Source organism: Alicyclobacillus sp. CIJ1, assembly GCF_057538885.1.
The window spans coordinates 116,848-143,184 of record NZ_BAAJPH010000147.1 but is presented as its reverse complement, the minus strand read 5'-3'; the positions used below and the strand labels follow the sequence as shown (position 1 = coordinate 143,184).

The window sequence follows — 26,337 nt, the reverse complement described above, 5'->3', positions numbered from 1 at the left end:
CCTCCGGCAAGGAGGGACTTGGATGAAACGCTCGTCTCTCGCGGTCCGTGAATGGCTGACGGGATACCTGTTCATCAGTCCGTGGCTGATTGGCTTCATTGTGTTCACTCTCGGGCCGCTTGTAGGGTCGCTGTATTTAAGCTTCACGAATTACAATCTTCTTCAACCACCCCAGTTCATAGGGGCACAAAACTATGTGCAAATGATACATGATCCGGATTTCTGGCAGGCGCTGTCTGTGACCTTCTACTATGCAGTTTTTGCTATACCACTCGACCTGGCAGTTGCCTTAGCGCTCGCCATTTTGTTAAACCAGCGGGTTCGGTACATGCCATTGTTTCGGACGATTTTTTACTTGCCGGCGATTCTACCGCCTGTGGCGACTTCTGTTTTATGGAATTGGATTCTAAATCCTGACTATGGAATATTGAATGCATTCTTGCACTTATTAGGGCTCCCGCAACCTCAATGGCTAGTCACACCACAGTGGACGGTGCCGGCATATATCGTGATGAGTGTATGGGGTGTAGGTACATGGATGGTGATTTTTCTTGCCGGGCTTCAGGATGTGCCGCAGAGCCTTTATGAGGCAGCGGCTATCGACGGAGCATCCGTGTGGAGGTCATTTTGGAATATCACGCTGCCCATGATTTCACCGGTCTTGCTGTTTAACCTGGTTCAAGGCGTGATTGGCACCTTCAGTTATTTCACGCAGGCTTATATTATGGGAAACGGCGTCGGGGGCTCAAACGCGGGCGTCGATAATGCTGGTTTGTTCTACGCCCTATACCTGTATATTCAAGGCTTCGCTGAGTTGCATATGGGATACGCATCGGCACTGGCGTGGGTTCTGTTTTTTATTGTTTTGATTCTTACTTTGCTCATTTTCAAAGGCTCGGCTCTTTGGGTCTACTACGGAGGTGAGCGTGATTGACGTACATGGAGGTTAGAACGATCCCGCGAGACGCATCTGCCCGGGCCCGGCTGTCACAGCGAGTTCGACGTCTTGTCACCTATGTCCTTTTGACAGGGACAAGCGTATGTTTTCTCATCCCCTTCGCCTGGCTAGTGATAAGTTCTCTGAAGCCTAACGATCAAATCTTCGTATTTCCACCGACCTGGTGGCCGAAGCCCGTGGAGTGGAGTAACTATGTTCAGGCTTTGACGTCCCAACCGTTTGGGCGCTACGCGTTGAATTCGTTATTCATCGCATTGGTCAATGTCATCGGGAATTTGGTTTCCAATTCCTTCGTTGCGTATGGATTCGCGAGGTTTCGGTTTCCTGGTCGTCGGGTCCTGTTTATGCTGCTCTTAGCCACGATGATGGTCCCATCCCAGGTGCTGTTAGTTCCTCAGTTTATCTTGTTCCATGACCTTGGATGGATCAACACGTTTCTTCCTTTAACCGTACCTTCTTTTTTTGGCTCTGCATTTTATGTCTTCTTGCTGCGCCAGTTCTTTATGACGATACCTGTCGAATTGGAGGAAGCTGCGCGCATAGATGGTGCTGGGCCATTCCGGATCTTTTTCTCAGTGGTGCTTCCTCTTATTAGGCCCGCATTGACGGCTGTAGCTATTTTCTCCTTCCAGGGGGCCTGGAATGATTTTTTGACGCCGCTCATTTATCTGTCGGATCCATCAAAGTTCACCCTTCAGCTGGGATTGGCTCAGTTTCAGGGGTCTTTCCACACTGACTGGAACCTCATTATGGCGGCCTCGGTGGTGGTGATGTTGCCTATGGCCATTATTTTCTTCGCGGCTCAGAAATATTTTGTCCAGGGTATCACGATGACAGGGACCAAGGGTTAAGAAGAGGGGCGCGTAGACCAATAACTTGGTTTTGAAGGAGTCGTCGATCAGTGGAACGAACCATCCGTTGGGAAACGTTACAATTCCGATTTTCGAAGTATGAAGGTAACCCCATTCTCGCACCTGGCTCAATGGATTGGGAGCAGAAGGACGTATTCAATCCGACCGCAGTCGTCCGCGAAGGGAAAGTCTATATGCTTTATCGAGCTGAGGATTTCCAGGGGATGGGCATCTGGAATGGCACCTCGCGAATCGGACTCGCGATCAGCGACGACGGATTTCAGTTTCGTAAAATGCCTGAGCCAGTTCTCGAGCCTACGGAGCCGTACGAAATTCCCGGAGGATGCGAAGATCCGAGAATCACCGAAATCAATGGGCGGTATTACATGACCTACACAGCCTATGACGGTATTACCGCTAGGTTATGTATGGCTTCCTCGGACGATCTCATCCATTGGCAGAAACACGGATGTATGTTGCCGGGTTTTTGTGGTGAAAAGTGTGTGGAATGGTCAAAGGCGGGAGCCATTGTGCCTCAAAAAATTCATGGCCGGTATTGGATGTATTTTGGAGAGGGATACGTGTACCTTGCGTACTCCGATGACTTAGAGACGTGGAGGGTGCTTCCTGATCCAGTGCTTACGCCGAGAGGGCGCGGGTATTTCGACGCTGATCTGGTTGAGCCGGGGCCAGCGCCTCTCGTCACGGAAGACGGAATCATCCTGCTGTACAACGGGGCCGTGGAGCTTGCTCCCGGTAACCCACCACGGCGCCGATACGCTGCGGGAGTGGCTGTCTACTCGCTGGATGATCCAAGTCAATTGCTCTATCGAACAGATCGACCTTTTCTGGAACCCGACGCCGATCTGGAACTTCACGGCCAAGTGGATAATGTGGTATTTATTGAAGGTTATGTCGTTTTTCAAGGTAGAGAGCTTCTTTATTATGGGATGGCTGACTCAAGAATTGGCGTTGCGGTGAGGACGCCTTCCCAGGCTTAGCTGATCGATGAAATGAAATCCACATAAAGAATGGAGTGCCGGCTTTGAAGTCCCTCGCAAGCGCCAAGTCGTGTGAGTTATTAGCCCTGGAATATCGCCAAAAACGCGTGATATACCACGCTGAAAAACTTCGTTTTCTAGGTGTCGAAGGACGAGACGTCTATAACGTGGCTGCACCCTTTGTCGACGAGGGTCGCATTGTCATGGCGGGCCGCGTGGAACCGAGACAGAGTGAAATCTCCGAAGTAATCTTTTTTAGTGATCCAGGAGACGGGATATGGAGGCCGCTTGACGATGTTCGCACCTTTCGCGGATTGCAGGATCCTTTTTACACAAGAATAGGATCCGAGCTTGTCTTCGGCGGGGTTGAGGTGTGGACGAATCCCTTTCATCATTACGCAATCGAATACCGAACGGTATTCTATCGAGGCAAGCATCTTCACGATCTGCGGCTATTCGCGGTTGGTCCCCAGTGGATGAAAGACATTCGACTCGTAGAGCTGGCGGACGGGAAGGTTGGGGTTTTCACACGTCCGAATGGAAAGTTTTATGGAGGTCAGGCACAAATCGGGTGGACCGTGTTATCAAGTCTCGATGATCTTTCACCGGAATCGATATTGAAGGCTGAGTTGTTACCTGATCGATTTAGTCCTGGGGAATGGGGAGGTGTGAATGAAGCTCACCTTCTCGATGCAAATACAATTGGGGTGATTGGCCACATCGCACATCGCACAGCTGATGGGATGCTGCATTACAAGTCTATGGCCTTTACATTGCATTTGCAGGAAGAGGTGGTCACGCCCGTACAAGTCATTGCTGAGCGCAATGATTTTCTTCCGGGAGACTCGAAACGCCCGGAGCTGCGAGATGTCGTATTCAGCGGCGGACTGGTTCGGTATCCGGACGGTACGGCACATTTGTACGCGGGGGTGTCGGATGCCGAAGCCCAACGAATTTTAATGCCGGATCCTTTCGTGACCGCATGTGCAGTTGCAGAAGAACTGAAAGCTTGACCTTTGTATCTCTCTCCCTCGATCGTGGTCCCTCGCCACTATCGCAGACCAACTCGATCACTCGATTGACAGCCCATTGCACCTCACGTTTGCGTCGACTATGCTGGTCCTTGCGAGAGCCCCCCGTGGGGCGAAGGAGGACCGTGATGAGCGACGAGACGGTGATTCTATATACGGACGGTGCGTGCTCAGGCAATCCCGGGCCAGGCGGATGGGCGGCCATTCTTCAGTGGAAGGGGCACGTGAAGGAGCTGTCCGGCGGAGAACCCGAGACCACCAACCAGCGCATGGAGCTGAAGGCCGTGATCGAAGGGCTTAAAGCACTGAAGCGGCCGTGCGACGTGATTGTCCATTCGGATTCAGCCTACGTGGTCAATTGCTTTAAGCAGGGTTGGTACGTGAATTGGCGCAAGAATGGGTGGGTGAACAGCAAGGGGGAGCCGGTGCAAAATCGCGATCTCTGGGAGGAGTTGCTCGATGCCATCAATGGCCACCGCGTTCGGTTCGAAAAGGTAAAGGGGCACGCGGGCGTGAAGTGGAACGAGCGATGCGACGAATTGGCCCGGAGTGCCATCCCGCGGTGACACTCCGGGACAAAATCACGCTCGCCGAGATACGCCCCTTGGCTGAGGAGGTCGGGCTCCCCGAGATTGCGGCGACGGACGCCTCCCCCTTTGACGATCTCGCCCGCCCGTTAGCGGCGTATGAGGCGCGCGGGCGCACGGGGTTCGAGTGGGCCGATGCCTCGGAACGAATGGATCCACGCTTTTGGCTGCCGGAAGCGAAGTCCATCGTGACGGCGGCACTGCCGTACCTCACGGAAGAGGGCGCGCGGCAGATGCGCCATCATCCCCGGTCGGACCTGCGTGGCCAAACGTCGTGCTACGTATACGGCGAGGACTACCATCGCGTGTTGTCCGAACGATTGACTGCGCTGGCGAAGCGGCTGGAGAAGGTGATCGGCCGCGAGCTCCGCTACCGAGTGGCCGTCGACACGTCCCCCCTTGTCGACCGCAGAGTCGCCGAGCGGAGCGGGCTCGGGTGGATCGGCAAAAACGGGATGCTGTTTAGCCGCCGGTACGGATCGTACGTGTTTCTCGGCTCCCTTCTCCTGGATGTCGAGATTGAGGATGCAAAGCATCTTCCGCCGGACGTTGGCAAGCACTGCGGCGATTGCGACCTGTGCATGCGCGCTTGTCCCACGCAGGCCTTCGTGTCTCCTGGCGAGTTGAACGCCACCGCGTGTCTATCGTATGTGACGCAAATGAAGGGATTGATCCCGCGCCCATACCGGAAGCCGCTCGGGCGTCGTGTGTGGGGATGCGACGTGTGCCAACAGGTTTGCCCGCATAATCGAGACCGGGTCCCGGCGGACGATCCGGCCTTCTCCCCTGACGCCGATGTCGCCTATCCCGATCTCGTCCGGTTGCTGGAGATGTCCAATCGCCAGTTTCTGCGCGTATACGGCCGATCCGCCATGGCCTGGCGCGGCGTGCGCACGCTGCAGCGAAACGCACTTGTTGCGCTTGGCAATCTGCGCCGTCCGGAGGCCGTGCCTATTGTGGCGCGATATCTGGCGTCGGATCGGGCGGAGTTGCGCGCGAGCGCCGCGTGGGCGCTGGGCGAGATCGGCGGCGAGGATGCGCTTCGCGCGCTTCAGGCCGCTCTCGCAGCGGAACAGGATCCGGACGTGCAGAAGGAGATCGAGGATGCCATCGCGAATGCTTCCCGAGGAGGGCACGATGGGAGCGAGGAACGTGAGCAGCCAGGATTGGGTCATCGCGACGGTGAGCACGCCGGTGGGGGACATGTGGCTCGTCGCTGACGCGGAAGGTGTCGTGGAGGCCGGCTGGGCGAGGCTCGAGCCACCGCCTGTGCGGGAGGCGCGCGCGAGCGCAAGACCTGAAACGCTGGCGGTCGCCGAACGCGCAGTGGAAGAACTGACACTTTACTTTGCCGGGCGATTGCAGTCGTTCACGGTGCCGCTCGTCCCCCGAGGAACGCCGTTTCAAATGGCGGTGTGGGCGTCGCTCCGCGCCATTCCGTTCGGCGCGCGGGTGTCGTATCGAGATATTGCGAACGCTGTGGGCCGTCCGCGGGCGGTGCGCGCAGTGGGGCAGGCGAACCGGGCGAATCCGCTGCCCGTCTTCATCCCGTGCCACCGCGTGGTGGGGGCCGATGGACGCCTGGTTGGGTACGCGGGAGATGCCGTAGATCTCAAGTCGTGGTTGCTCCATCACGAGGCGCGGGTCCTCCGCGCCCTGGCCGTTCCGTGACCGTCATTCGCCGAGGCGCTCCACCTGCTGCCGCATGCTCGCGAGGAATGCCTGGCGCTTCTCCGCTTGCAACGCGTACTGCTGAAGCGCGTCGAGCTGGCTCGGTTCGGCCCCGAAGTGGTACCGCGCGTGCGCGACTCGCCAAGGCAGGTAGGGAAAGCGCAGGATGGCCTCGACAGCGCGATACTCGGATTTCGGAATCGTGCGAACGGCGTCAAAGTGCAGAAAACACGCGTAGGCCAAATGTCCGTCCCAATTGCCGCGTTCAAGACTGCGCCGCAAAAGGTGCGCCATATCAAGCGCTCGGGGCGCAGGGCGCGCGAGTTCAAAATCGATCAACACCACTTGGTGTTGCGCCGTGTACAGGCAGTTTGACGGAATGACGTCGAGGTGGCACCAACCGCCGGAAGAGCGCTCCGCCTCCAGGTACGCGATCACGTCGCGATCTTCGAATAGGGCCAGGCTTTCGGAAGCGTCGCGGTGCAGTTCATCCCGCATCGAGAGGAACAGTTGGTCAAATGCGTCCTTTTCCCTTTTCCGGTCGGCTCGAAAGCACATCTGACGCAGATCGCGCCATCGCGCTTGAAACAGGCCGAACACGTCGTCCGCTGCCTCGTCCGGCTTCCAATCCGTTCGAAAGCTCCGCGTGGCCTCGTGAAACTGGGCCAGGGTGTACGCGGTCTGGGCCACGTGTTCGGGCAGGCCGAAGTTGGCGGGTTGTCCAGACACCCACTCTGTGACGTAATACGTAAAGTCCCCATGGCGCACGTAGGGGGCCTTGGACGACGTGGTCACGAACCGAGCGAATTTGGTGAAGCCCTGTTCTTGGGCGTGGCGGAGACACTGAACCATCGCGCGGCAGTGATCTGGCGCGATGGAGGAGCGCTTGGCGGCGTAGCGTCGCCCCTTGCCGTCTGTCCAAACCTCGATGTTTCCCTCCGCGTGCCGCTGTTCAATGGCGAGATCGTACTTGGATACCACGGCCTGCGGGATGAGCTGCACCTGGCTCCGCGGGCTCGTTCGTGCGCCATGGTCGGCGGTTCGCCTAGAACCTCGCATTTCGTCCGCTTCACGCGGTGGCCGTACAGTCGCGGTGGCCGCAGGAGGAGTTGCCTCGGGCGCTCGACGGCCTCCCGACTCGGATGGCGGCGCGTCCGGCGATGGCTGTGAGGATAGAAATGCGGGGGGAGCAAGCAGTTCCGCGAGCAGATGCTGCACCCATTCGGGCATGTTGGATTTCTGGCTTCTCATCGGCGGTTCCCCTCCGCCAAAGCCTATGCCACGGAAGCGGGATTCGGGCGGGCGATGGCCCAACGCGGCGAAAAACAGGGGCCAGGTCGAACGGAGCTAGTGGTCTTCGAGGGCTCGCCGCCGCTCCGCCTCCGCTGCCGGGGCACGGACCGAGCGGGCGGAGCGGCAGCGCCTTTTTGCGCGGAAGAGATTCAAACGGCGTCGCCGAACGTACTCCACACTTCGAGCTTGGTGCGAACTCTCCGGATGACTTCGTCCGTAAACTCGGTGGTCGTCGCGTGGCCGCCGAGATCGGCCGTGCGAATCCCATCGACGATGGATTCGAGCGTGGCCTCGTAGATGGCCCGCGATACCGTGTGGGCGTCCTTGTCCTGGATGTAGTTCAACAGGGCAGCGCCAGCCAGGATCATGGCCATCGGGTTGGCCATGTTTTTCCTGTAGAGATTGGGTGCCGTTCCGTGAGGCGCTTCGGCCATCACGACCTTGGGCTGGAACGACTCGTCGAGCGACAGAAGCAGCGATTCCGATCCGGCGATGGTGCCGAACATCTGGAGGACGAGATCGGACAGGCAGTCGCCGTCGCGGTTCAGAGCCGGGATGACCAGGGCTTCACCCGCGCGCGCCAGGAGGAGCGCATAGGTGGCGTCGATGAGCTGAGGCTCGTAGCGCACGTCGGGATATTCCTTGGCCGCGGCATCCATTTCTTCCTTTAGCATACCTTCGTACACAGGGCTCACGGTGTATTTGGGTCCGCCAAACACCTTCGCGTGCATGCGGCGCGCGTGCTGGAACGCGTACTTGGCCACGCCTCGACACACGGATCGCGAAATCTTCTCCGTGCGGTACGCCACTTCGTCGCCATTCTCCAGTTGTTCGCGCCATTCCTTGGCTCCGTACGCGTCGTCCACCGCCATGCGGATGACGGAAATCGGGGAGTAGACGCCCACCGGCGGCGCGATTCCCGGGATGCGCCGCCCTGTGCGGACAATCACCGTGCCGTTGATTTCTTTGCGCAGGATGGCGTTTGGGCTACCGACGTCGCCCTTTTCTTCCGGCGTGATGGTCGCGGCCTTGAGCCCGAGGCCCGTCTCCCGCATAGCTTCCGCGGCCTCGTGCACCACGGCGTTTTGCGTGCGGCGGCGATTTTCGAGGCTCAAGTCAAACTTGCGAATCTCAATCTCGTACCCCGTGACATCGGGCGACAGCACGCGGAGCGCTTCCTCCAGAAGCTCCTGTCCCGTCTGGTCTCCCTCCATCACGATGATGGTTGGTTTCCCCATCTTCGTCACCTCATCTGTTGGCTTGATGATCTGTCGTGGCTTATTCGGCCAACTGCTTCGACAGCTCCTCGGCGGCCCGCTTCAGCGGCGCGATCATGTCCCTCATCTTGTCCTCCGTCATGCGCTCCACCGGTCCCGATACGGCAATCGCGTACAGGCACGTTCCATCCCGGTTCAAGACGGGAGCCGCAATCGCAGCCGCGCCCGCGTCGCGCTCTTGCCGCGAGAACGCGTAGCCCTCGCGGCGGATGGCCTCGAGCTGTTGGCGCAGATCGACTTGCCGGACGCCATTCGGCAGCCGGTCGGGATGGCATGCCGCCTCGATCACGGCCGAATTCGAGAAGGCGAGCAGGACTTTTCCCGAGGCGCCGATGGTCAGCGGATATCGCTCACCCACGGATGCGACGTTGCGAATCGGCTGCAGGCTCTCAACTGCCAGAATCCGAATGCGCTCCAGGCCGTTGCGCACGTAGAGACTGACCGTCTCGTTCGTCTCGTCGCGCAACCGGCGCAGAATGGGCTTGGCCGCGTCGGACCACCGATCATGCAGGGCCAGATTGGCCCCGAGGCCGTAGAGGCTCCATCCGAGCACATACCGATCCGACTCCGGTTCGCGGCGAACAAACCCCTTTTGCTGGAGCGCCAGGAGCAGGCGGTGAACCGTGCTCTTGTGGAGCCCCGTGGCTCGCGCGATCTCACTCAAACTCCACGCGCGAGGCGAATGTGTGAAGAGCAACAGGATGTCGAGGGCCCGTTCGACGGCCCGTACCGTGGTCTGCCCACTTGGCGTATGCGGCATGTGTAGGACGTCCCTTCCGTTTCAACGTGCAAAACGCGCCCCGCCGAGAAGTATATCATAGTCCGCGCTCATGGGGGCGAATTTGCCGCGGTCACCAGACATGGGCTTTTGTCATACCATGCGGTGAGTGAGGTGACGGCGCATGTCTTCCTGCTTAGATGCTCTGCGAAGCTACTTCGATATCCGAGCTCGCGCGTGGCTTCACACCTCCATGGACGGCATGGCCCGGACCGGCGGCCGCATGGGCCTCGAGCGCTTGGTTCGCCTGGCGAAACAGAAGAAGCTTCTGTATGAGAAGTTGGGAAAGCGGCTCGCGCGTGTTCACACGCAGGTGCGGATCGAGAAACTGGAGGAGAGCCCCGATGGCTCGACCGTGGACATATGGGCGACGGAGCGCATGTGTTTCACCTATTACGAAGGCGGCACGCCGTGCGTGGAATGCTGCCAGATTCGCCATCAAATGAGGTGGGTGCGCGCCGACGATGGGTGGGAAATGGTGCACGGGCGAGAGTCGGGGATGGGCCACGAGCTTCCTGCCGCTCGAGCGGAGACTTCAGAGCCGGTGCTGCCTCGGTTTCCGCGCGATCCCGACTGGCGCAGCGGCCTGTACGATCGCATCCGCGCGGTTCGTTACGCGGACGCCTGGTGGGATGGTACCCATCCCAGGTATCCCAGGTTTTCCGATGACTGTACCAACTTCGTCTCTCAATGCCTCTTCGCGGGCGGCTTACCCATGTGGGGCGAGCCGGATCGAACGGCCGGGTGGTGGTTTCAGTTTGGGCCGAAACCCGTCTGGAGCTACAGCTGGAGCACCGCGCATGCGCTGTATCTCGCGCTGACGGACGGATTCGGGGCGCGGGTGGTGTCCGATCCGGCAGAACTCCGGATCGGCGATGTCATTTTCTACGATTGGAACGGAGAAGGAACTTACCACCACAGCGCCATTGTGACGGACTTCGACGCCATGGGCGAGCCGCTCGTCAACGCGCACACCATCGATAGCTACCACAGGCCGTGGCTGTACACCGACAGTCCCGCGTGGACGCCGCGGACGAGGTACGCATGGGTCCATCTGCCCGATCGCGTCGAGTTGTCGAGGAAGTAGCTCGTGTGCGTTGGCCCGTCCGGATGTCCGTGATAGACTGGGGTGCGGACATTTCGCGAGGAGGTTGGGGCATGCACATCGTGCTGTTCGAGCCCGAGATCCCCGCCAACACGGGAAATGTGGCCCGCACCTGCGCCGTGACCGGCTCAACGCTTCACCTCGTCGGCAAGTTGGGGTTTTCCACGGACGACCGTCAACTCAAGCGGGCGGGACTCGACTACTGGCATCTGCTCGACATCCGGTACCATGATTCGCTCGAAGACCTTTGGGCGCTGTACCCAGACGGCGTGTTTCACTACGTGGAGACCGAGGGTGGGCGGTGGTACACCGAAGTGGCGTATGGGCCGGATGATTTTCTTGTGTTTGGCAAAGAGACCAAAGGCTTGCCCAAGGACGTGATCGAAGCCCACGCCAATCAAGTCGTCCGCATCCCCATGATTGACCACGCGGCCGCGCGGAGCCTCAATTTGTCAAACGCCGTGGCAGTTGTCGTGTTTGAGGCGCTCCGGCAAAACGGGTTTCCTGGCATGGTTTGACGAACGCCGTTCATTGCGCGGGAAATATGTCGAAAGCCGCCCGAGCGGACGCCCGAGCGGCTTTTCGCATGTCTCATCCCTTGATGATGTGAATTGGCTCGCCGAGGCCGACTTCGGCGGCTTCCATGACCATCTCCCCAAGGGTGGGGTGGGCGTGAATCGTGAGCGCGATGTCCTCGAGCGTTGCGCTCATCTCGATGGCGAGGCCCAGCTCGGCGATGATGTTCGACGCCTCGACGCCGACCACCTGCGCGCCGACGAGCACGCCGTTCTCCTTGTTGGCGATGAGCTTGATGAAGCCGTCGGTCGCGTTCAAGGCCGTCGCACGCCCGTTGGCGGCGTACGGGAAGCGGCCAACCGCAACCTGGCCGTACTCCTTCTTCGCCTCTTCCTCGGTCAGGCCAACCGACGCCATCTCCGGATCCGAGAAGACGACGGACGGGATGCAGCGGTAGTCGACGATGGACGGTTTGCCCGCGATGACCTCCGCGGCCACCTTGCCTTCGTACGACGCCTTGTGGGCGAGCGCCGGGCCAGGCACGATGTCGCCGATGGCGAAGACGTTCGGGTTGGTGGTGCGGCACTGCTGATCCACCTTCACAAGCCCCTTGTCCGTCAGCTCAATGCCCGCGTCCTGCAGGCCAATTTCGTCCGTGTTGGGGCGGCGACCCACTGTCACGAGGACGTAGTCCGCTTCGATGGTCTTCTCGTTCCCGTCTTTGTCCTTGTAGGTGAGCTTGACGCCGTCCTCGGTCTCCTCCACGCCCTGCGCGAGCGCGTTGGTCTCAATTTGCACGTTGTACTTCTTCAGGTTCTTTTCCACAAGGCGGACCATCTGCTTGTCAAAGAGCGCGAGGATGCTGTCCAGACCTTCGATGATGGTCACCTGGCTGCCGAATTTGGCGAACGTCTGGCCGAGCTCGATGCCGATGTATCCGCCCCCCACCACCACCAGCCGCTTCGGGACGTGATCGAGCGAGAGCGCGCCGGTCGAGTCAATGACGCGCTTGCCAAGCGGCAAATTCTTCAGCTCGATGGGCCGCGAGCCGGTTGCCAGGATGCAATGTTGGAACTGCAGCCGCTGGCTGCCGTTCTCCTGCATGACGCGAACTTCGTTCGGTTTGGTGAAAAATGCCTCACCGTGAATGACGTTGACCTTATTCCCCTTGAGGAGCTGCTGCACGCCGCTCGTCATCTTGTCGACGACCGACTGCTTCCACTCCTGCACCTTCTTGAAATCGAAGGTCGCGGTCGTCTCGATGCCCGGGAACGGCGACTCCTTGGCCGCCTCATAGTGATGGGCGGCCGAGATCAGCGCCTTGGAAGGAATGCAACCGCGGTTCAGGCACACGCCGCCCAGCTCGGCCTTGTCCACAATGGTGACCGACTTGCCGAGCTGCGCAGCCCGAATGGCTGCCACATAGCCGCCAGGGCCTGCGCCAATGACTAAGACTTCAACCTCTTCCACAATATCACCGACTACCATCCGTCACACCTCCAGGAGCAACAAGCGCGGATTTTCAAGCAAGCGCTTGATGTCGTTGATGAACTGCTGACCGAGCGCGCCATCGATCACGCGGTGGTCGAAGCTCAGCGACAAGGACATCATCTGGCCCACAGCGAATTCGCCGTTCTTGATGATCGGCTTCTCCGTGATCCGGCCGACGCCCAGAATCGCAACTTCAGGGTAATTGATAATGGGGGTGAAGAACAAGCCACCTGCCGATCCGATATTCGTGATGGAAATGGTGCTGCCCTTCATCTCCTCGGGCTTGAGCTTTCCAGCGCGCCCGCGCGTGGCGAGATCGTTGATCTCCTGGGCAATGGTCCAGATGTTCTTCCGATCGGCGTGTCGCACCACGGGCACGAGCAAGCCCCGCTCCGTATCGGTCGCGATGCCGATATGGTAGTAGTGCTTGATGACGAGTTCCTGCTTCTCCTCGTCGTAGGAGGCGTTCAACTGCGGCTTCGTGCGAAGCGCCGCGATGAGCGCCTTCACGATGAACGGCAGATACGTGATCTTGATGCCGCGCTCCTGCGCAATGGGCTTGACCTCGTTGCGCAGCTTCACGAGTTCCGTGACGTCCACCTCGTCCATGAGCGTCACGTGCGGCGCCGTATATTTCGACTTCACCATGGCGCGGGCGATGGCCTGGCGGATCATCGGCATCGGCACGCGTTCCTCGTATTCCTCGCCGTATGCCGCTGGTGCCTGTGGCGCCTGGACAGGCCGTTCTTCCTTCTCGGCCGCGTGCTGAGGCGCTTGAGCGCCGGCCTTGGCGCGATCGATATCCTCTTTGGTCACCTTGCCGTGGTTGCCGGTGCCTTTGACCGTGCGGATATCCACGCCTTGTTCGCGAGCGTACTTGCGGACCGCGGGCGTGGCGAGCACCTCGTGCGCGGCAGACTCCTGCGCTTCTGCCTTCGCTGCGTCGAGCGCGGGCTTGGCTGCGGGCGCTTCGTCCGCCTTCGCATTTTGATGTGCGTCCGCCTCGGCTTTTTGCGCGCTCTTGTCAGTCGGCTTTTCGTCCGCTCCGGCCTCGGCGGGTGCGTCTCCTTCTACCTCAAACGTCAACAGCACGTCTCCGACCACGCACGTTGTGCCTTCAGGCACCTTGATCTCCTTTACTTTGCCGCTCACCGGCGAGGGAAGCTCCACGAGCGACTTGTCGTTTTCCACTTCCGCAATCGGGTCGTCCTCATTGACCGTGTCGCCCGGTTGGACGAGCCACTTGCTGATCCGGCCTTCGTGCAGGCCTTCGCCAAGCTCAGGTAGGCGAAATTCAACGACGGCCATGGTGTCACCTCCGGGATTATAAGCTCATGACTTTATCAAGCGTCTTGAGGACGTACTCGGGCGTCGGCAACCATTCGTCCTCAATCATACCAAACGGATACACCGTGTCGGGCGGCGTCGCGCGAAGCACGGGTGCCTCGAGGTAATAAATTGCATTTTCATTGATCTGCGCGACGATCTCGGCCGCGGCGCCTGCCGAGCGCTGAGCCTCCTGGACGACGATGGCGCGGTTCGTCTTCTTGATGGACGCCACGATGGTATCGATATCAATCGGGTTGACGGTGCGGAGATCAATGACTTCGGCCTCGAGGCCCTTTTCTTTCGACCACTGTTCCGCGGCCTTGAGCGCCACGTGCACCATGGCCCCATAGGCGATGACGGTCGCATGCTTGCCCTCTCGGACCACATTCGCCACGCCGAGCGGGATGGTGTAATCGTCCTCCGGCACTTCCTGGCGGAATGAACGATACAGCTTCATGTGTTCGAGGAAGATGACTGGATCCGGGTCCCGAATGGCCGACAGCAGCAGTCCCTTGGCGTCGTAGGGCGTGCTCGGAATGACCACTTTGATGCCCGGCGTCTGAACAAACAGACCTTCCAGGGAATCCGCGTGCATTTCGGGCGTGTGCACGCCGCCGCCGAAGGGAGAACGGATGGTCACTGGAGCGGTGTAGCGGCCGCCGGTTCGGTATCTCGTGCGCGCCAGCTGACCCGCGATCTGGTCGAACGCCTCGAAGACGAATCCGAAAAACTGAATTTCCGGTACCGGGCGAAACCCTTGAATGGCAAGGCCGTTGGCCAGTCCGATGATGCCACTCTCCGCGAGCGGCGTGTCGAACACGCGGTTGGGGCCGTATTTCTGCTGCAGGCCTTCGGTTGCGCGGAAGACGCCGCCGTTTTTGCCGACGTCTTCGCCGAAGACGAGCACGCGCTCGTCGCGCGCCAGTTCGAGATCGAGGGCGTGCGTGATCGCCTGAATCATCGTCATCTGCGCCATGTCAGTTCGCCTCCTCGCCGGCAAATTCCGCCCGTTGGCGCTTGAGCGTCGGGGTGAGTTCTTCGAACATCGAGTCGATGAGGCCCGGGATGGTCATCTTCTCGGCCGCATCCGCCTCCTTCAGGGCGTTGTTGACCGTCTCCTTGGCCTCTTCGATGTAAGCCTCTTCTTCTTCCTGAGACCAAAGGCCCTTTTCCTCGAGGTACTTGCGGAAGCGGATGAGCGGATCCTTCTTCTCCCACTCCTCCTGCACGTCCTTCGTGCGATAACGGGTCGGATCGTCGCCCGACATCGTGTGAGGGCCGTAACGGAAGGTCACGGCCTCAATCATGGTTGGGCCTTCGCCGTTGCGCGCGCGCTCAAGGGCTTCGTGCATCACGTGGTACACGGCCAACACGTCCATGCCGTCGACTTGCACGCCGGGGATGCCTGCCGCGATGGCCTTCTGAGCGAGCGTCTGCGCGCGAGTCTGAAGCTCGCGAGGCACGGAAATGGCGTACTGGTTGTTCTGGACAAAGAACACGACGGGGAGATTCATGGCGCCCGCGAAGTTCATGCCTTCGTAAAAGTCGCCCTGGCTCGTGCCGCCGTCGCCCGTGTACGTCACGGCGACGCGCTTTTCACCGCGCAGTTTGAACGCGAGGCCGACGCCCGCCGCCTGGACGATTTGCGCACCGATGATGATCTGAGGCACCATACAGTTGACGCCTTCCGGAACTTTGCCGCCAAGCTGATGTCCGCGGGAGTAAAGGAAGAGCTGATACAGCGGATACCCGTGGAAGTACAGCTGCGGGATGTCGCGATAGCCTGGGAGCAGGAAGTCCTCTTTCTTCGTGGCGAACTCGCTGCCGATCATGGACGCTTCCTGGCCGGACACCGGCGCGTAAAATCCCAGGCGTCCCTGCCGGGACAGGCGAATTGCGCGCTGATCCCAGATGCGCGTGAAGACCATGCGCTTCATCAGTTCGCGCAGATCGTCGTCCGACAAATCCGGGACCAGGTCAGGGTTCACGACGTTCCCGTTCTCGTCCACGATTTGGACGTACGGGATCTCAAAACGAGCAACCACCTGGCTCAACATGGTCACCTCATCTTCGTGTGAGTAATACAGGTCGCTACACATTATAATACACCCGGGCAGAGACTGCGAAAGTAACAGCCACATTCGAGTGAACTTCTGTTATAGAATAACCTCTCGTCCGTCATAGAACAGGCGGATGTAGCGCTTTCATTCGGGGGCTTTCTGCGCGATCTCGCCCTTAACGCTCTGGAGGTGTTTCGCCTTGAAGGCTTCCACCAGAAGAGTGGAGACGCATACCCTGTACAGCCAAGCGCTCGGCGAAGAGCGGGTACTCAAGGTGTTTGTTCCGCCGGGTGCAGGCGACGAGCCGCTGCCTGTGATCTACTGTCACGATGGCATTGAGTTTTTCACGCACGGTCGCATCGCGACACAGGCGCACGAGGCGATTCTCGCTGGGAAACTTGCGCCGTGTTACATCGTCGGGATCGCGGTGAACCTGGACCGGCGGCGCGACGATTACGCGTTTGACGGCGCGCGCCACCGCGAGTATCTCCAGTTCGTGGCGGACGAATGCATCCCGTTTCTGGATGAGCGATATCCCACGGACGATGGCCGCCGCTATATGGCCGGCATTTCGCTCGGCGCGGTGGCGACGCTCAGCTTCGTGCTCGAGTATCCACAGTGGTTTCATCGGGTTATGTTGTTTTCCGGCGCCTTCTTCCCGCCGTATCAGCAGCGGGTGGCCGAAGCCATCGATTTGTCGCGCCTGTACGCGTATATGTTCATCGGTGAAGACGAACGGCAGGCGAACACGCCGAGCGGCGTCTTCGACTTTTGGAGTTACAACGAGGCGATGCGAGATATCCTGATGGATCGCGGCGCCGAGGTTTCGTATCACACGGGGCCAGGCAATCACATCTGGGGCGTATGGCAGCGTCACCTGGTGGCTGCGCTTTCGGAAATTGTCCTGGTCTGACCATGAAACGGCCTCCTCTTCCCCTTGGCCGACCGCTCATTCTGCGGTACGGTGGAAAGGTGAAGAAACGGGGGAGGGGGCGAACCAGATGGACGTGATCGTCGAAACGCGATACGGCAAGGTGATGGGGCGAGAAGAGGATGGGGTTCGCGTGTTTTTGGGCGTCCCGTACGCGAAGGCGCCGGAGGGCGAACGGAGATTCCTGCCGCCAGAGCCCGTCGAGCCGTGGGCCGATGTGTTGGATGCGCGCGCACATGGGCCCATCTGTCCGCAGGTGGCCAATCCGCTGAATCCGGTGGACGGGTTTGTGCAATCCGAAGACTGCCTACGATTGAACATCTACGCGCCGGCCGAGGGGACGGGCCATCCTGTGATGGTCTGGATTCACGGCGGCGCGTTCGTGTTTGGATCGGGCCAGTCTCCCTGGTATGACGGGCACGCGTTCGCAAAGGACGGCGTGGTGCTTGTGAGCATCAACTACCGCCTCGGCCCGCTCGGCTTCCTTCACCTCGCGCACCTCGGCGGCGAGGCGTATGCCAGTTCCGGCAACGCGGGCATTTTGGATCAGATTGCCGCACTCACCTTCGTGCGCGACACCATTGAGGCGTTCGGCGGCGATCCGAACCGGGTGACGGTGGCGGGCGAATCGGCGGGTGCTTGGAGCGTCGGCACGCTTTTGGTCACGGAATCCGCGCGGGGGTTGTTCCAGCAGGCCATTATGCAGAGTGGCATTCCGTTTGCGTATCGGACGCCCGAGTTTGCGGAGTGGTGGACCACTCAGCTGCTCGATGCGCTCGGCATCCATCAGGCGTCGTGGCACCGCCTCTTCGACGTTCCCGCCGCCGATCTCGTCGCCGCCGCAGCACGCATTCCGGCGCGGGACGGGCTGAACCTGCGCCCGGTCTTGGACGGCGTGATGCTCACGCGGTCGTTCTGGGATGCCCTGCGACACGGGCAGGCCGCGCACGTGCCTACCCTCGCCGGATCGAACCGGGAGGAGTTGATGCTGTGGATAGCTCGCGATCCCGAGTGGCGGACGCTGTCCGACGAGGAACGCATCGCGCGCGTGGATCGGATGTGGGGGCCCCTTGGCGATCGCGCCCGAGACTACTACGTGGATGGCCGCACGGGCGACGAACTGGCCACGTGGCTCGTCCGATTCGCCTCCATGCGGAGTTTCACGTATCCCACCATCCGCGCGGCCGAGATCCAGAGCGAATACGCTCCCGTCTACCTGTACCGATTTGACTACCGGCCGAGTCAGCTCGGCGCGGCGCACGCGCTCGAAATCCCTTTCGTGTTCGGCACGTACGCCCATCCGTCGGCGCGGGTGCTCGTCGGAGACCGGCCGTCGCACGCCGCTGTCTCAGAAGCGATGCACGCGGCTTGGGTCTGCTTCGTCCGCCATGGCAGTCCGCAGGCGCCGCACCTCCCGGAGTGGCCGACCTACGACCCGAAGCGCCGCTCGACCATGATTTTCGACGAAACGTCTCGCGTCGAGGAGGATCCTGATACCGCCGAGCGCGAGCTCTGGTCCGAGATGATGAGCCTGTCCATGTGACCCCGTATCGAGAGGGCGGACTGCACCAACGAGGCCGGTGGCATCCCCACCGGCCTTTTCCATGTCCATGGGCTACGGCGGAATTCGCGAAGGGGAGCGCCCAAACTGGACGGCACGGGTATGTGGAAAAGCTGCTCGCTCATAGGATGAGAAAAAGCCTCCTGTCACTCACCGCTTCAGACGCGAAGGCGTGCATCCGTATCGCAAGGAGGATGGGATCATGGGTTTCCTGGAACGCCTGAGCTCGTATCGCGCGGAGGAGGAAGCACTTCGTTGGCGGGGCACATTCACAGACTATCTGGAACTCGTGCGTCAGAATCCCAACATCGCGAGAACGGCTCACGCTCGCATTTACGATATGATCGTCGCCGCTGGCGTGGAGACGGACGCTGACGGCAAACCGCATTACAAGTTCTTTGAAAAGGAGATCTTTGGGCTGTCGGACACCATCGAGCGGCTCGTCGAGGAGTACTTCCACGCGGCCGCGCGAAGGCTGGACGTGCGTAAACGCATCCTGCTCCTCATGGGTCCGGTGTCGGGCGGGAAGTCGACTATCGTGACGCTTCTCAAGCGGGGGCTGGAGCAATACTCCCGCACGCCCGAGGGAGCCTTGTACGCGATTGCCGGATGCCCGATGCACGAGGAACCGCTGCACCTCATCCCGAACGAACTTCGCGCTGACTTCGAGGCGGAGTTCGGCGTCAAAATTGAAGGTAACTTGTGCCCGAGTTGTCGCCTGAGGGTGGATGAGGAATTCGGCGGCCGGATCGAAGACGTGCCCGTGGAGCGCATTGTCCTGTCAGAGGAGCGCCGCGTCGGCATCGGCACGTTCAGTCCTTCGGATCCCAAGTCACAGGACATCGCCGATCTCACCGGCAGCGTCGACTTTTCCACCATTACCGAGTACGGCTCAGAGTCCGATCCGCGCGCGTACCGGTTTGACGGGGAACTGAACAAGGCCAACCGCGGCTTGATGGAGTTCCAGGAGATGCTGAAGTGTGACGAGAAGTTTCTCTGGCATCTCCTCAGCCTGACGCAGGAGGGCAACTTCAAGGCCGGCAGGTTTGCGCTCATCTCCGCCGACGAGATGATCATCGCGCATACGAACGAGGCCGAATATCGCTCGTTCATCGCCAACAAGAAGAACGAGGCGTTGCAGTCGCGCATGATCGTCATGCCCATTCCGTACAACCTGCGCGTCGACGACGAAGTCAAAATATACGAGAAACTGGTACAACAGAGCGATCTCAAAAACGTTCACATCGCACCGCACGCTCTGCGCACGGCGGCCATCTTCTCCATTCTCACGCGATTGAAGGAGTCGAAGAAGCAGGGCGTCGACCTGATGAAAAAGCTGTACCTGTATAATGGGCAGGCCGTCGAGGGGCTCAAAGACTCCGACGTCAAGGAGCTCAAGGCGGAGTTCCCCGACGAAGGCATGAGCGGGCTGGATCCGCGCTATATCATCAACCGGATCTCGACCGCGCTCATCCGGCGTGACACCCAGTGCATCAACGCCCTCGATGTGCTGCGCGCCATTAAGGATGGGCTCGATCAGCATCCGTCCATCACGCCCGAAGACCGCGAGCGGCTGCTGAACTTCGTGGCGATGGCGCGGCGCGAATACGACGAGATGGCGAAGACCGAGGTGCAGAAGGCGTTCGTCTATTCGTTCGAGGAGTCGGCGAAAACGCTGCTCGAAAATTACCTGGACAACGTGGAGGCGTACTGCAACTGGCAAAAGATCAAGGATCCGCTCACCGGCGAGGAGATGGACCCCGACGAGAAGCTCATGCGCTCCATCGAGGAGCAGATCGGCATCTCTGAGAACGCCAAGCGCGCGTTCCGCGAGGAGATCCTCATCCGGATTTCGACCTATGCGCGCCGCGGCAAGAAGTTTGACTATCACTCCCACGAGCGCCTGCGGGAGGCCATCGAGAAGAAGCTGTTCGCCGATCTCAAGGACGTTGTGAAGATCACGACTTCCACGAAGACGCCCGACGAACAGCAGCTCAAGAAGATCAACGAGGTGACGCGCCGTCTGATCGACGAACATGGGTATTGCCCCGTGTGTGCCAATGAGCTCCTGCGCTACACCGGAAGTCTGCTCAACCGCTGACAGGAGGGAGAGACCGTGGTCGAATTCACTCTGCAACGCGAAGACTGGTCACTCCACCGCAAAGGGCACATCGATCAAGAGCGCCATCGCGAAAAGGTGCGTGAGGCGATTCGCGAACATCTCGCCGATCTCGTCAGCGATGAGAGCCTGATCATGTCGGACGGGAAGCAGATCATCAAGATCCCCATCCGCTCGCTCGAAGAGTACCGTATCCGGTACAACTTTCAGAAAGGCAAACACGTCGGCACGGGATCCGGGGATACGGCCGTGGGCGATCTCGTCGCCCGCGGCAAGACGGACACCGATGGACAACCCGGGCCGGGTCAGGGCGAGGGCGCCGGCTCCGAGCCGGGCGTCGACTACGCCGAGGCGGAGGTGACGCTGGACGACATCCAGCAGGAGCTGTTCCGCGAACTCGAACTTCCCGATCTCGCCGAAAAGGACGAGGCGGACATGGTGGTGGATACCATCGAGTTTCGCGACGTCCGCAAGAAGGGCATCATGGCCAACATTGACAAGAAACGGACTTTGCTTCAGGCCCTTCGCCACGCGAAGAAGGACGATCGCGTCGTCATTACGCCGGACGATCTGCGCTACAAGACGTGGGAGACTATCGTCAAGCCGGACTCGAACGCGGTCATTCTCGCGATGATGGATCTGTCGGGATCGATGGGCCTGTTCGAGAAGTACTGCGCGCGAACCTTCTTCTTTTGGATGACGCGGTTTCTGCGGACGAAGTACGCCAACGTCCAGATTCGGTACATCGCTCACCACACGGAGGCGCATGAGGTCGACGAGGAGTATTTTTTCACCAAGGGTGAGAGCGGGGGTACCATCTGTTCGTCCGCGTATCAGTATGCGCTCGACATGGTGAACCGGGAGTATCCGCCCGAGCGGTACAACATCTATCCCATCCACTTTTCGGACGGCGACAACCTGACGTCGGACAATGAAAAATGCGTGCAATTGGTGAAGGAACTCTCCAGCGTCTCGCGCATGTTTGGGTACGCAGAGGTGAACCAGTACTCGCGTTCGTCGACGTTGATGAGTGCATACGGGAAGCTTCAGATTCCCCGGTTTCGCACGTACGTGATACGAGACAAATCCGAGATCTACGGTGCGCTTCGTCACTTCTTTTCCCAGCAGCAAGGGGTGAAGAGCGCATGAACCATCGCGAGTTGGAAGAACTCGAGCGCGCCATTGAGCGGATGATGGATCTCGCCCGGGCGTTCGGGCTCGACTTCTATCCCATGCGGTTTGAGGTCTGCCCCGCAGACGTGCTGTACACCTTTGGAGCGTACGGAATGCCAACCAGATTCCACCATTGGTCGTTTGGAAAGACATTCCATAAAATGAAACTTGAATACGATCTCGGTCTGAGTCGGATCTACGAACTCGTCATCAATTCGAATCCGTGCTACGCCTTTTTGCTCGACGGAAACACGCTCTTACAAAACAAGACGGTGTGTGCACATGTGCTCGGGCATTGCGACTTCTTCAAAAACAATGCGGCGTTCCGACACACGTCCCGAGACATGGTCGAGCGCATGGCGTCGAGCGCCGAGCGAATTTATCGTTACGAACTTGAATACGGCAGGCGCCGCGTCGAGGAGTTGCTGGACGCGGGCCTCGCCATCGCGGAACACGTGGATCCTTCCGAGGAAGGGCGCAATGCGCGCCGCGTCGCCAAGGAGCGCATGTACCGCCAGCGTTTGGGCCAACGAGCAGAGCCGCCCCGTAGGGCGCGGGAGCCAGGACCTTATGACGATTTGTTTGCGCTGGATGGTCCTCTGCCAGAGCCGGAGGAGGAGTCGATTCCTGCGCGCGTGCTCAACAAGGACGTCATGCTGTTTATCATCGAGCACAGCTCCGCTCTCGAGGAATGGGAGCGCGACATCCTCTCGATGTTGCGCGAAGAGATGCTCTATTTCTGGCCTCAGCTGGAGACGAAGATCATGAACGAGGGCTGGGCGACCTACTGGCATCTGCGTATCATGCGGGAGATGGATCTGTCGGACGAAGAGGCCGTGGAGTTCGCCAAGATGCACTCGAGCGTCGTGTTGCCTTCTCGAACGAGCATCAACCCTTATCATGTCGGTCTCGCCATCTGGGAGGACATTGAGCGGCGATGGAATGAACCGACGAAAGAGGAGCAGGAGCGGTACGGAAGGCGACCGGGCGAGGGACGGGAAAAGATGTTCGAGGTGCGTGAGATGGAGACGGACGTCTCGTTCTTGCGCAACTACTTGACCAAGGATCTCATTGAAAAACTTGACCTGTACGTGTATCAAAAGGTGGGAAACGACTGGCGCGTGGTGGAGAAAGATTGGGAAAAGGTGCGAGACGCGCTCGTCGCCTCGCGGATCAACGGCGGAATCCCTGTGCTGTACGTGGAGGATGGGGATTATCGCCGAAACGGCGAATTGCTCATTCGTCACGCGTTCGAAGGGATGGAACTCGATCTCCGTCATCTGGAAAAGACGCTGCCCTACTTCTACCGCCTATGGGGCCGGCCCGTTCACCTGCAGACCGTGGTCGAGGGGCGTGACGTCATGTTCAGCTATGACGGGAAGAAAGTACAGCGATCGTTCTTGAAAGACTGAGGACAATGCCTGAGCGTGCGCTCGACAAGAAGCTTTGACCCAAAGGCAGCCCTGCCACATAGGCGGGGCTGTTTGCGTGCCAAACATTGTTTGTTTCTTTACGAAAATTTCATCATTTCTATGCAGCAAGCGATTATGTTCGAGGTCGGAAGTCATCTCACCTAACGGAGGGGGATCCCAGTGCGACTCCGACCTCGTGTGGATGCGTTTCATGCGTTTCTCACTGGACGATTTTTCTCCCGTGTGGGCGACAAGATCTTCTTGGTGGCCCTGCCGTTGATCATTCAGGGCATGGGATACGGGGCGCCGCTCCTGTCCTTTGCCAACGCAGTTCAGTACGTGGCCAACTGGGCCGGTGCACCGCTCGGAGGCTACCTAACAGAGAGGCACAGTCGAAAAGCGGTCATGCTCGCGGTGCACGCCGCGCAGGCCGGTGCCATCTTCGGCGTGATCGCCTCCCTGTCCATCAGGTCACTGTTTCCCTTCATCCTTGTATGCTCTATCTTTGTTCTCCACCTCGCGTCCATGGTGAATCGGGTCAATCGGTTTTCCCTGACCGCGCTCTTGCGCGATCGCGACCAGATCCCGCAGGCGAACGCGGAAATTCAGCTGATGGAATCTGCCGCGAGACTCGTCGGACCGTGGGTGGCGGGAATCGTGATCGCGCACCTGAGGTTGCGAGCCGCGCTGGGATTGGATCTGTTGTCGTTCTTGATTATGGCCATGGTGGTGTGGGTGGCCCTGCAAGTACCGGTCGGCGAGCGTCAAGAGGCTCCTTCGGCTGCCGTTCGCGCGCGTGATCTGTGGCGATGGCGGTTCGAGGGGCAGGACGGAGCGGGGAGGGTCTTATTCGTCAATGGTTTGGTCAATGTCGCCTTCACCTTTGTTTCAGGGTTCAATGTGTTCCTCATGAGTTCGGCGCATCACTTGAGCGTGATGGTGATATCCTGGATTTTGACCGCGACTGCCGGGGCATCCCTGCTCTTGGGGATCATCCTTCGCGCGAACCTGGCTCATGTGGCCGAACCCTCCCTTGCCAAGATGGGGTTGGGGCTCGCGCTGTCCGGTGTTGGAATGGCGGGACTGCCGTTTGCCCGCCATGCGGAACTCTACCTGGTCGCATACGCCGCGTGTATCCTCGGCATGGAGTGGTATCAGGCGCAGGTGCAGACATGGCTCCAGATGCGCCTTGCCGGGTCGGAACTCAATCGGGCCTTTGTCGCGACATCTCACGTGCAGAACGCGGTCACGCCGCTCTGGATGGCATTAGGTGGGTTTCTCTGGTGCGCGCAGGGGCCCTGGTTGCCACTTTCGCTGTGCGCGGCATGTGCACTTACGGGATCTCTCAGTTTGTGGGTTTTCAAACTGCCCGCGAGTGCGAGATCCGCGATGCGCGGTGAGCGCGGTCTGGAGTAATTTGCGCCTCGGGTATGAAACTTGTAAGATGTAAGTGACATTAAAAACGGAAGGGTGAGTCGTGTGGCCAAGAAAGTCCTGATGGTCGTCACGAGTGCAGACAAGATGACGGACGGGCATCCGACAGGGCTCTGGCTGTCCGAATTTGCCGAGCCGTATACGGAGTTTAAGCAGGCCGGCTATGAGGTGACGGTGGCCAGCCCTCGAGGTGGTCAGGCGCCCATCGATGAGCGCAGCGTGCAGAACGGCGAACTTCATCAGTGGCCTGAGGCGGTTGAGGTCTTGAAGCAGACCGTTCCGCTCTCTCAGGTCTCTGCGTCCGATTTCGACGCCATTTTCTTGCCCGGTGGTCACGGCACCATGTTTGATTTCCCAAACAGCGCGGAACTCCAAGCGCTCATCCGGGCGTTTGCCGAGGCGGGGAAAGTGGTCGCCGCCGTGTGCCACGGTCCGGCTGGGTTGGTCAACGTGCGGCTCTCGAACGGCGATCCGCTCGTCAAAGGCAAACGTGTGACGGCGTTCACGGATGAGGAGGAGCGCGCCGTCAAGCTTGACGACAAGGTCCCCTTCATGTTGGAGACGCGCTTGCGTGAGCTTGGCGCGCAGTTCGTGGCCCAGCCGATGTGGTCCGATCACGTCGAACGAGATGGAAATCTTATCACGGGGCAAAACCCGCAGTCGGGCATTAGCGCCGCGAAAGCCGTCATCCAGGCGCTTGAAGAAGCTCGTTGACCGAAGACACAAAGCCTCTCCAAACAGCGTCCTACTCCTATGTGGGGGCAGGGCGCTGTTTGTTTTCGGAAAATCCAGCGGATCCTCGGGCGTGGCGTGCTGGCGACCATCGCGGGGCACGTCACAAAACCTTCATCTTTCAAGCGATTACATGTGAGGTGGTTTTGAGAGCCGGGTGGCAGATTCAATCTTGGGCGTCGAGAATGCGCGGCGCTCGAAAAACAACAATGAAGAGGAGATGGGTGTATGAACCGCAAATCCATCCTGTACGTGTTGGGCGTGGCAGCGGCAGCCGCTATGGTTGTGACAGGTTGCGGCACAACCGCGAGTGCGAACAACACGGCATCGAGTGGTGCGGCGAGTACAGCCGTCACAGTAAAGCACGACCACAAGGGGGCCAGCGCTTCGAATCAGAAGGAGAACAAGACCGAGGCGAAGTCGTCCGTCAAGGCGGCGGAGACGGCCAAGTCGTCCGTGACCTTAACGGCTCCTGCCGCGGGCACGAGCGTGATGGCAGGCGGCGCGCTGAAGGTGGATGGCCGTGTTTCCGCGAACCTGGCCAAAAAGGACGTTCAGATTACGCTGACGAACAGCGAAAAGAAGGTTCTCGCTCAGCAGATTGTCGGCACCAGCAGCAACGGAAACTTCACCGACACGCTGAAACTGCCGAAGGATCTGGGGAAGACAGGCGCGGAGTTGACGCTCGAGGTCTCGGTGGTCGGCGAGAGCGGAGTCTCGAGCGCGGTCACACTTCATGTGAAGTGACAGATTCTCACATCGCAAATCATGTAGAAAAGGCGCGGGGTAGGACTCCGCGCCTTTTGATTGGTGCGCCCGGCATGGGCGATAGCTAGGCGGTGAAAGTCCGCTGCGGGGGTTGGATGTTACCAACCGCTAGCCAAGGGTGCGGATGAGAATGCCACGCCTCGGCTCGGGCCGAAAACCGTCGAGCGATTCAAGGAGCGGATTCGGGAGCTCACCAGCCGGTCGCGCAGCAGCATGTCCATCCAAGATCGTTCACTGGGGATTTTCAGGAAAGTCTCAA

Annotated in this window: 24 protein-coding genes; 17 read left to right on the top strand and 7 right to left on the bottom strand. The window is 59.6% G+C overall.

Annotated elements, in window-relative coordinates; genetic code table 11:
* Positions 1–22: 22 nt before the first annotated feature.
* From AC27E8_RS15445 to AC27E8_RS15415, 7 genes are all read left to right on the top strand, one after another.
* Entirely contained in the window at positions 23–934 is a 912-nt protein-coding gene (locus AC27E8_RS15445; protein ID WP_487100196.1) for a carbohydrate ABC transporter permease, read from the top strand.
* Between the two features lie 200 nt (positions 935–1,134).
* Positions 1,135–1,809, top strand: coding sequence for a carbohydrate ABC transporter permease (locus AC27E8_RS15440; protein ID WP_487100194.1), 675 nt, complete (start codon positions 1,135–1,137; stop codon positions 1,807–1,809).
* Positions 1,810–1,859: 50 nt separating this feature from the next.
* Entirely contained in the window at positions 1,860–2,810 is a 951-nt protein-coding gene (locus AC27E8_RS15435; RefSeq protein WP_487100193.1) for a glycoside hydrolase family 130 protein, read from the top strand.
* A gap of 44 nt (positions 2,811–2,854) precedes the next feature.
* The gene (locus AC27E8_RS15430; protein WP_487100191.1) at positions 2,855–3,823 is read left to right on the top strand and encodes a DUF1861 family protein; all 969 of its coding nucleotides are present in this window, start codon (positions 2,855–2,857) and stop codon (positions 3,821–3,823) included.
* A 146-nt stretch (positions 3,824–3,969) separates the two neighbouring features.
* Positions 3,970–4,407, top strand: a complete 438-nt coding sequence (gene rnhA / locus AC27E8_RS15425; RefSeq protein WP_487100189.1) for a ribonuclease HI — start codon at positions 3,970–3,972, stop codon at positions 4,405–4,407.
* Positions 4,371–5,648: a tRNA epoxyqueuosine(34) reductase QueG gene (gene queG / locus AC27E8_RS15420; protein WP_487100187.1), complete on the top strand. Its 1,278-nt coding sequence runs from the start codon at positions 4,371–4,373 to the stop codon at positions 5,646–5,648. Before rnhA ends, queG begins: the two co-directional genes overlap by 37 nt.
* A complete protein-coding gene (locus tag AC27E8_RS15415) occupies positions 5,581–6,099 on the top strand; it encodes a methylated-DNA--[protein]-cysteine S-methyltransferase (RefSeq protein WP_487100185.1) in 519 nt (172 codons plus the stop codon). The genes queG and AC27E8_RS15415 overlap by 68 nt, the downstream gene beginning before the upstream one ends.
* Before the next feature lie 3 nt (positions 6,100–6,102).
* On the opposite strand, the gene AC27E8_RS15410 is transcribed toward AC27E8_RS15415, so the two are convergent.
* From AC27E8_RS15410 to AC27E8_RS15400, 3 genes are all read right to left on the bottom strand, one after another.
* Positions 6,103–7,350, bottom strand: coding sequence for a phosphotransferase (locus AC27E8_RS15410; RefSeq protein WP_487100183.1), 1,248 nt, complete (start codon positions 7,348–7,350; stop codon positions 6,103–6,105).
* 191 nt (positions 7,351–7,541) lie between these two features.
* Positions 7,542–8,630, bottom strand: coding sequence for an isocitrate/isopropylmalate family dehydrogenase (locus AC27E8_RS15405; RefSeq protein ID WP_487100182.1), 1,089 nt, complete (start codon positions 8,628–8,630; stop codon positions 7,542–7,544).
* A 40-nt stretch (positions 8,631–8,670) separates the two neighbouring features.
* Positions 8,671–9,429, bottom strand: coding sequence for an IclR family transcriptional regulator (locus tag AC27E8_RS15400; protein WP_487100181.1), 759 nt, complete (start codon positions 9,427–9,429; stop codon positions 8,671–8,673).
* 142 nt (positions 9,430–9,571) lie between these two features.
* On the opposite strand from AC27E8_RS15400, the gene AC27E8_RS15395 reads away from it, so the two are divergent.
* Entirely contained in the window at positions 9,572–10,534 is a 963-nt protein-coding gene (locus AC27E8_RS15395; RefSeq protein WP_487100180.1) for an amidase domain-containing protein, read from the top strand.
* Between the two features lie 71 nt (positions 10,535–10,605).
* Complete coding sequence (locus tag AC27E8_RS15390) at positions 10,606–11,070, top strand: tRNA (cytidine(34)-2'-O)-methyltransferase (protein WP_014463448.1); 465 nt, start codon at positions 10,606–10,608, stop codon at positions 11,068–11,070.
* 73 nt (positions 11,071–11,143) lie between these two features.
* Here the strand turns inward: AC27E8_RS15390 and lpdA are convergent, their stop codons facing one another.
* The 4 genes from lpdA to pdhA are packed head-to-tail and all read right to left on the bottom strand — an operon-like array spanning position 11,144 to position 15,945.
* Positions 11,144–12,556 carry a dihydrolipoyl dehydrogenase gene (lpdA, locus tag AC27E8_RS15385; RefSeq protein WP_014463449.1) on the bottom strand — a complete coding sequence of 471 codons (1,413 nt, stop codon included), beginning with the start codon at positions 12,554–12,556 and terminating at the stop codon, positions 11,144–11,146.
* Between the two features lie 3 nt (positions 12,557–12,559).
* Positions 12,560–13,867 (bottom strand): dihydrolipoamide acetyltransferase family protein, encoded by a 1,308-nt coding sequence (locus tag AC27E8_RS15380; protein WP_487100179.1) that lies wholly within the window; start codon positions 13,865–13,867, stop codon positions 12,560–12,562.
* Between the two features lie 16 nt (positions 13,868–13,883).
* Positions 13,884–14,864: an alpha-ketoacid dehydrogenase subunit beta gene (locus AC27E8_RS15375; protein ID WP_008338680.1), complete on the bottom strand. Its 981-nt coding sequence runs from the start codon at positions 14,862–14,864 to the stop codon at positions 13,884–13,886.
* 1 nt (position 14,865) lies between these two features.
* Complete coding sequence (pdhA, locus tag AC27E8_RS15370; protein WP_487100178.1) at positions 14,866–15,945, bottom strand: pyruvate dehydrogenase (acetyl-transferring) E1 component subunit alpha; 1,080 nt, start codon at positions 15,943–15,945, stop codon at positions 14,866–14,868.
* Positions 15,946–16,147: 202 nt separating this feature from the next.
* On the opposite strand from pdhA, the gene AC27E8_RS15365 reads away from it, so the two are divergent.
* From AC27E8_RS15365 to AC27E8_RS15330, 8 genes are all read left to right on the top strand, one after another.
* The gene (locus AC27E8_RS15365; RefSeq protein ID WP_487100177.1) at positions 16,148–16,861 is read left to right on the top strand and encodes an alpha/beta hydrolase; all 714 of its coding nucleotides are present in this window, start codon (positions 16,148–16,150) and stop codon (positions 16,859–16,861) included.
* Positions 16,862–16,949: 88 nt separating this feature from the next.
* Positions 16,950–18,422: a carboxylesterase/lipase family protein gene (locus AC27E8_RS15360; protein ID WP_487100175.1), complete on the top strand. Its 1,473-nt coding sequence runs from the start codon at positions 16,950–16,952 to the stop codon at positions 18,420–18,422.
* A 220-nt stretch (positions 18,423–18,642) separates the two neighbouring features.
* A complete protein-coding gene (locus AC27E8_RS15355; protein ID WP_487100174.1) occupies positions 18,643–20,541 on the top strand; it encodes a PrkA family serine protein kinase in 1,899 nt (632 codons plus the stop codon).
* A 15-nt stretch (positions 20,542–20,556) separates the two neighbouring features.
* Entirely contained in the window at positions 20,557–21,708 is a 1,152-nt protein-coding gene (gene yhbH / locus AC27E8_RS15350; protein ID WP_487100173.1) for a sporulation protein YhbH, read from the top strand.
* A complete protein-coding gene (locus tag AC27E8_RS15345; protein ID WP_487100172.1) occupies positions 21,705–23,144 on the top strand; it encodes a SpoVR family protein in 1,440 nt (479 codons plus the stop codon). The genes yhbH and AC27E8_RS15345 overlap by 4 nt, the downstream gene beginning before the upstream one ends.
* Before the next feature lie 180 nt (positions 23,145–23,324).
* Positions 23,325–24,560 (top strand): MFS transporter, encoded by a 1,236-nt coding sequence (locus AC27E8_RS15340; protein ID WP_487100170.1) that lies wholly within the window; start codon positions 23,325–23,327, stop codon positions 24,558–24,560.
* Positions 24,561–24,623: 63 nt separating this feature from the next.
* Complete coding sequence (locus tag AC27E8_RS15335; protein ID WP_273368715.1) at positions 24,624–25,292, top strand: type 1 glutamine amidotransferase domain-containing protein; 669 nt, start codon at positions 24,624–24,626, stop codon at positions 25,290–25,292.
* 246 nt (positions 25,293–25,538) lie between these two features.
* Positions 25,539–26,057: a hypothetical protein gene (locus AC27E8_RS15330; protein ID WP_273368714.1), complete on the top strand. Its 519-nt coding sequence runs from the start codon at positions 25,539–25,541 to the stop codon at positions 26,055–26,057.
* The last annotated feature ends 280 nt before the right edge of the window (positions 26,058–26,337 follow it).

Coding starts and splice junctions, on each gene's coding strand:
- AC27E8_RS15380 (WP_487100179.1), bottom strand. CDS start 13,867: ATGGCCGTCGTTGAATTTCGCCTACCTGAGCTTGGCGAAGGCCTGCAC.
- AC27E8_RS15405 (WP_487100182.1), bottom strand. CDS start 8,630: ATGGGGAAACCAACCATCATCGTGATGGAGGGAGACCAGACGGGACAG.
- rnhA (WP_487100189.1), top strand. CDS start 3,970: ATGAGCGACGAGACGGTGATTCTATATACGGACGGTGCGTGCTCAGGC.
- queG (WP_487100187.1), top strand. CDS start 4,371: ATGCGACGAATTGGCCCGGAGTGCCATCCCGCGGTGACACTCCGGGAC.
- AC27E8_RS15355 (WP_487100174.1), top strand. CDS start 18,643: ATGGGTTTCCTGGAACGCCTGAGCTCGTATCGCGCGGAGGAGGAAGCA.
- AC27E8_RS15360 (WP_487100175.1), top strand. CDS start 16,950: ATGGACGTGATCGTCGAAACGCGATACGGCAAGGTGATGGGGCGAGAA.
- AC27E8_RS15395 (WP_487100180.1), top strand. CDS start 9,572: ATGTCTTCCTGCTTAGATGCTCTGCGAAGCTACTTCGATATCCGAGCT.
- lpdA (WP_014463449.1), bottom strand. CDS start 12,556: ATGGTAGTCGGTGATATTGTGGAAGAGGTTGAAGTCTTAGTCATTGGC.
- AC27E8_RS15390 (WP_014463448.1), top strand. CDS start 10,606: ATGCACATCGTGCTGTTCGAGCCCGAGATCCCCGCCAACACGGGAAAT.
- AC27E8_RS15330 (WP_273368714.1), top strand. CDS start 25,539: ATGAACCGCAAATCCATCCTGTACGTGTTGGGCGTGGCAGCGGCAGCC.
- AC27E8_RS15445 (WP_487100196.1), top strand. CDS start 23: ATGAAACGCTCGTCTCTCGCGGTCCGTGAATGGCTGACGGGATACCTG.
- AC27E8_RS15400 (WP_487100181.1), bottom strand. CDS start 9,429: ATGCCGCATACGCCAAGTGGGCAGACCACGGTACGGGCCGTCGAACGG.
- AC27E8_RS15410 (WP_487100183.1), bottom strand. CDS start 7,350: ATGAGAAGCCAGAAATCCAACATGCCCGAATGGGTGCAGCATCTGCTC.
- AC27E8_RS15345 (WP_487100172.1), top strand. CDS start 21,705: ATGAACCATCGCGAGTTGGAAGAACTCGAGCGCGCCATTGAGCGGATG.
- AC27E8_RS15375 (WP_008338680.1), bottom strand. CDS start 14,864: ATGGCGCAGATGACGATGATTCAGGCGATCACGCACGCCCTCGATCTC.
- pdhA (WP_487100178.1), bottom strand. CDS start 15,945: ATGTTGAGCCAGGTGGTTGCTCGTTTTGAGATCCCGTACGTCCAAATC.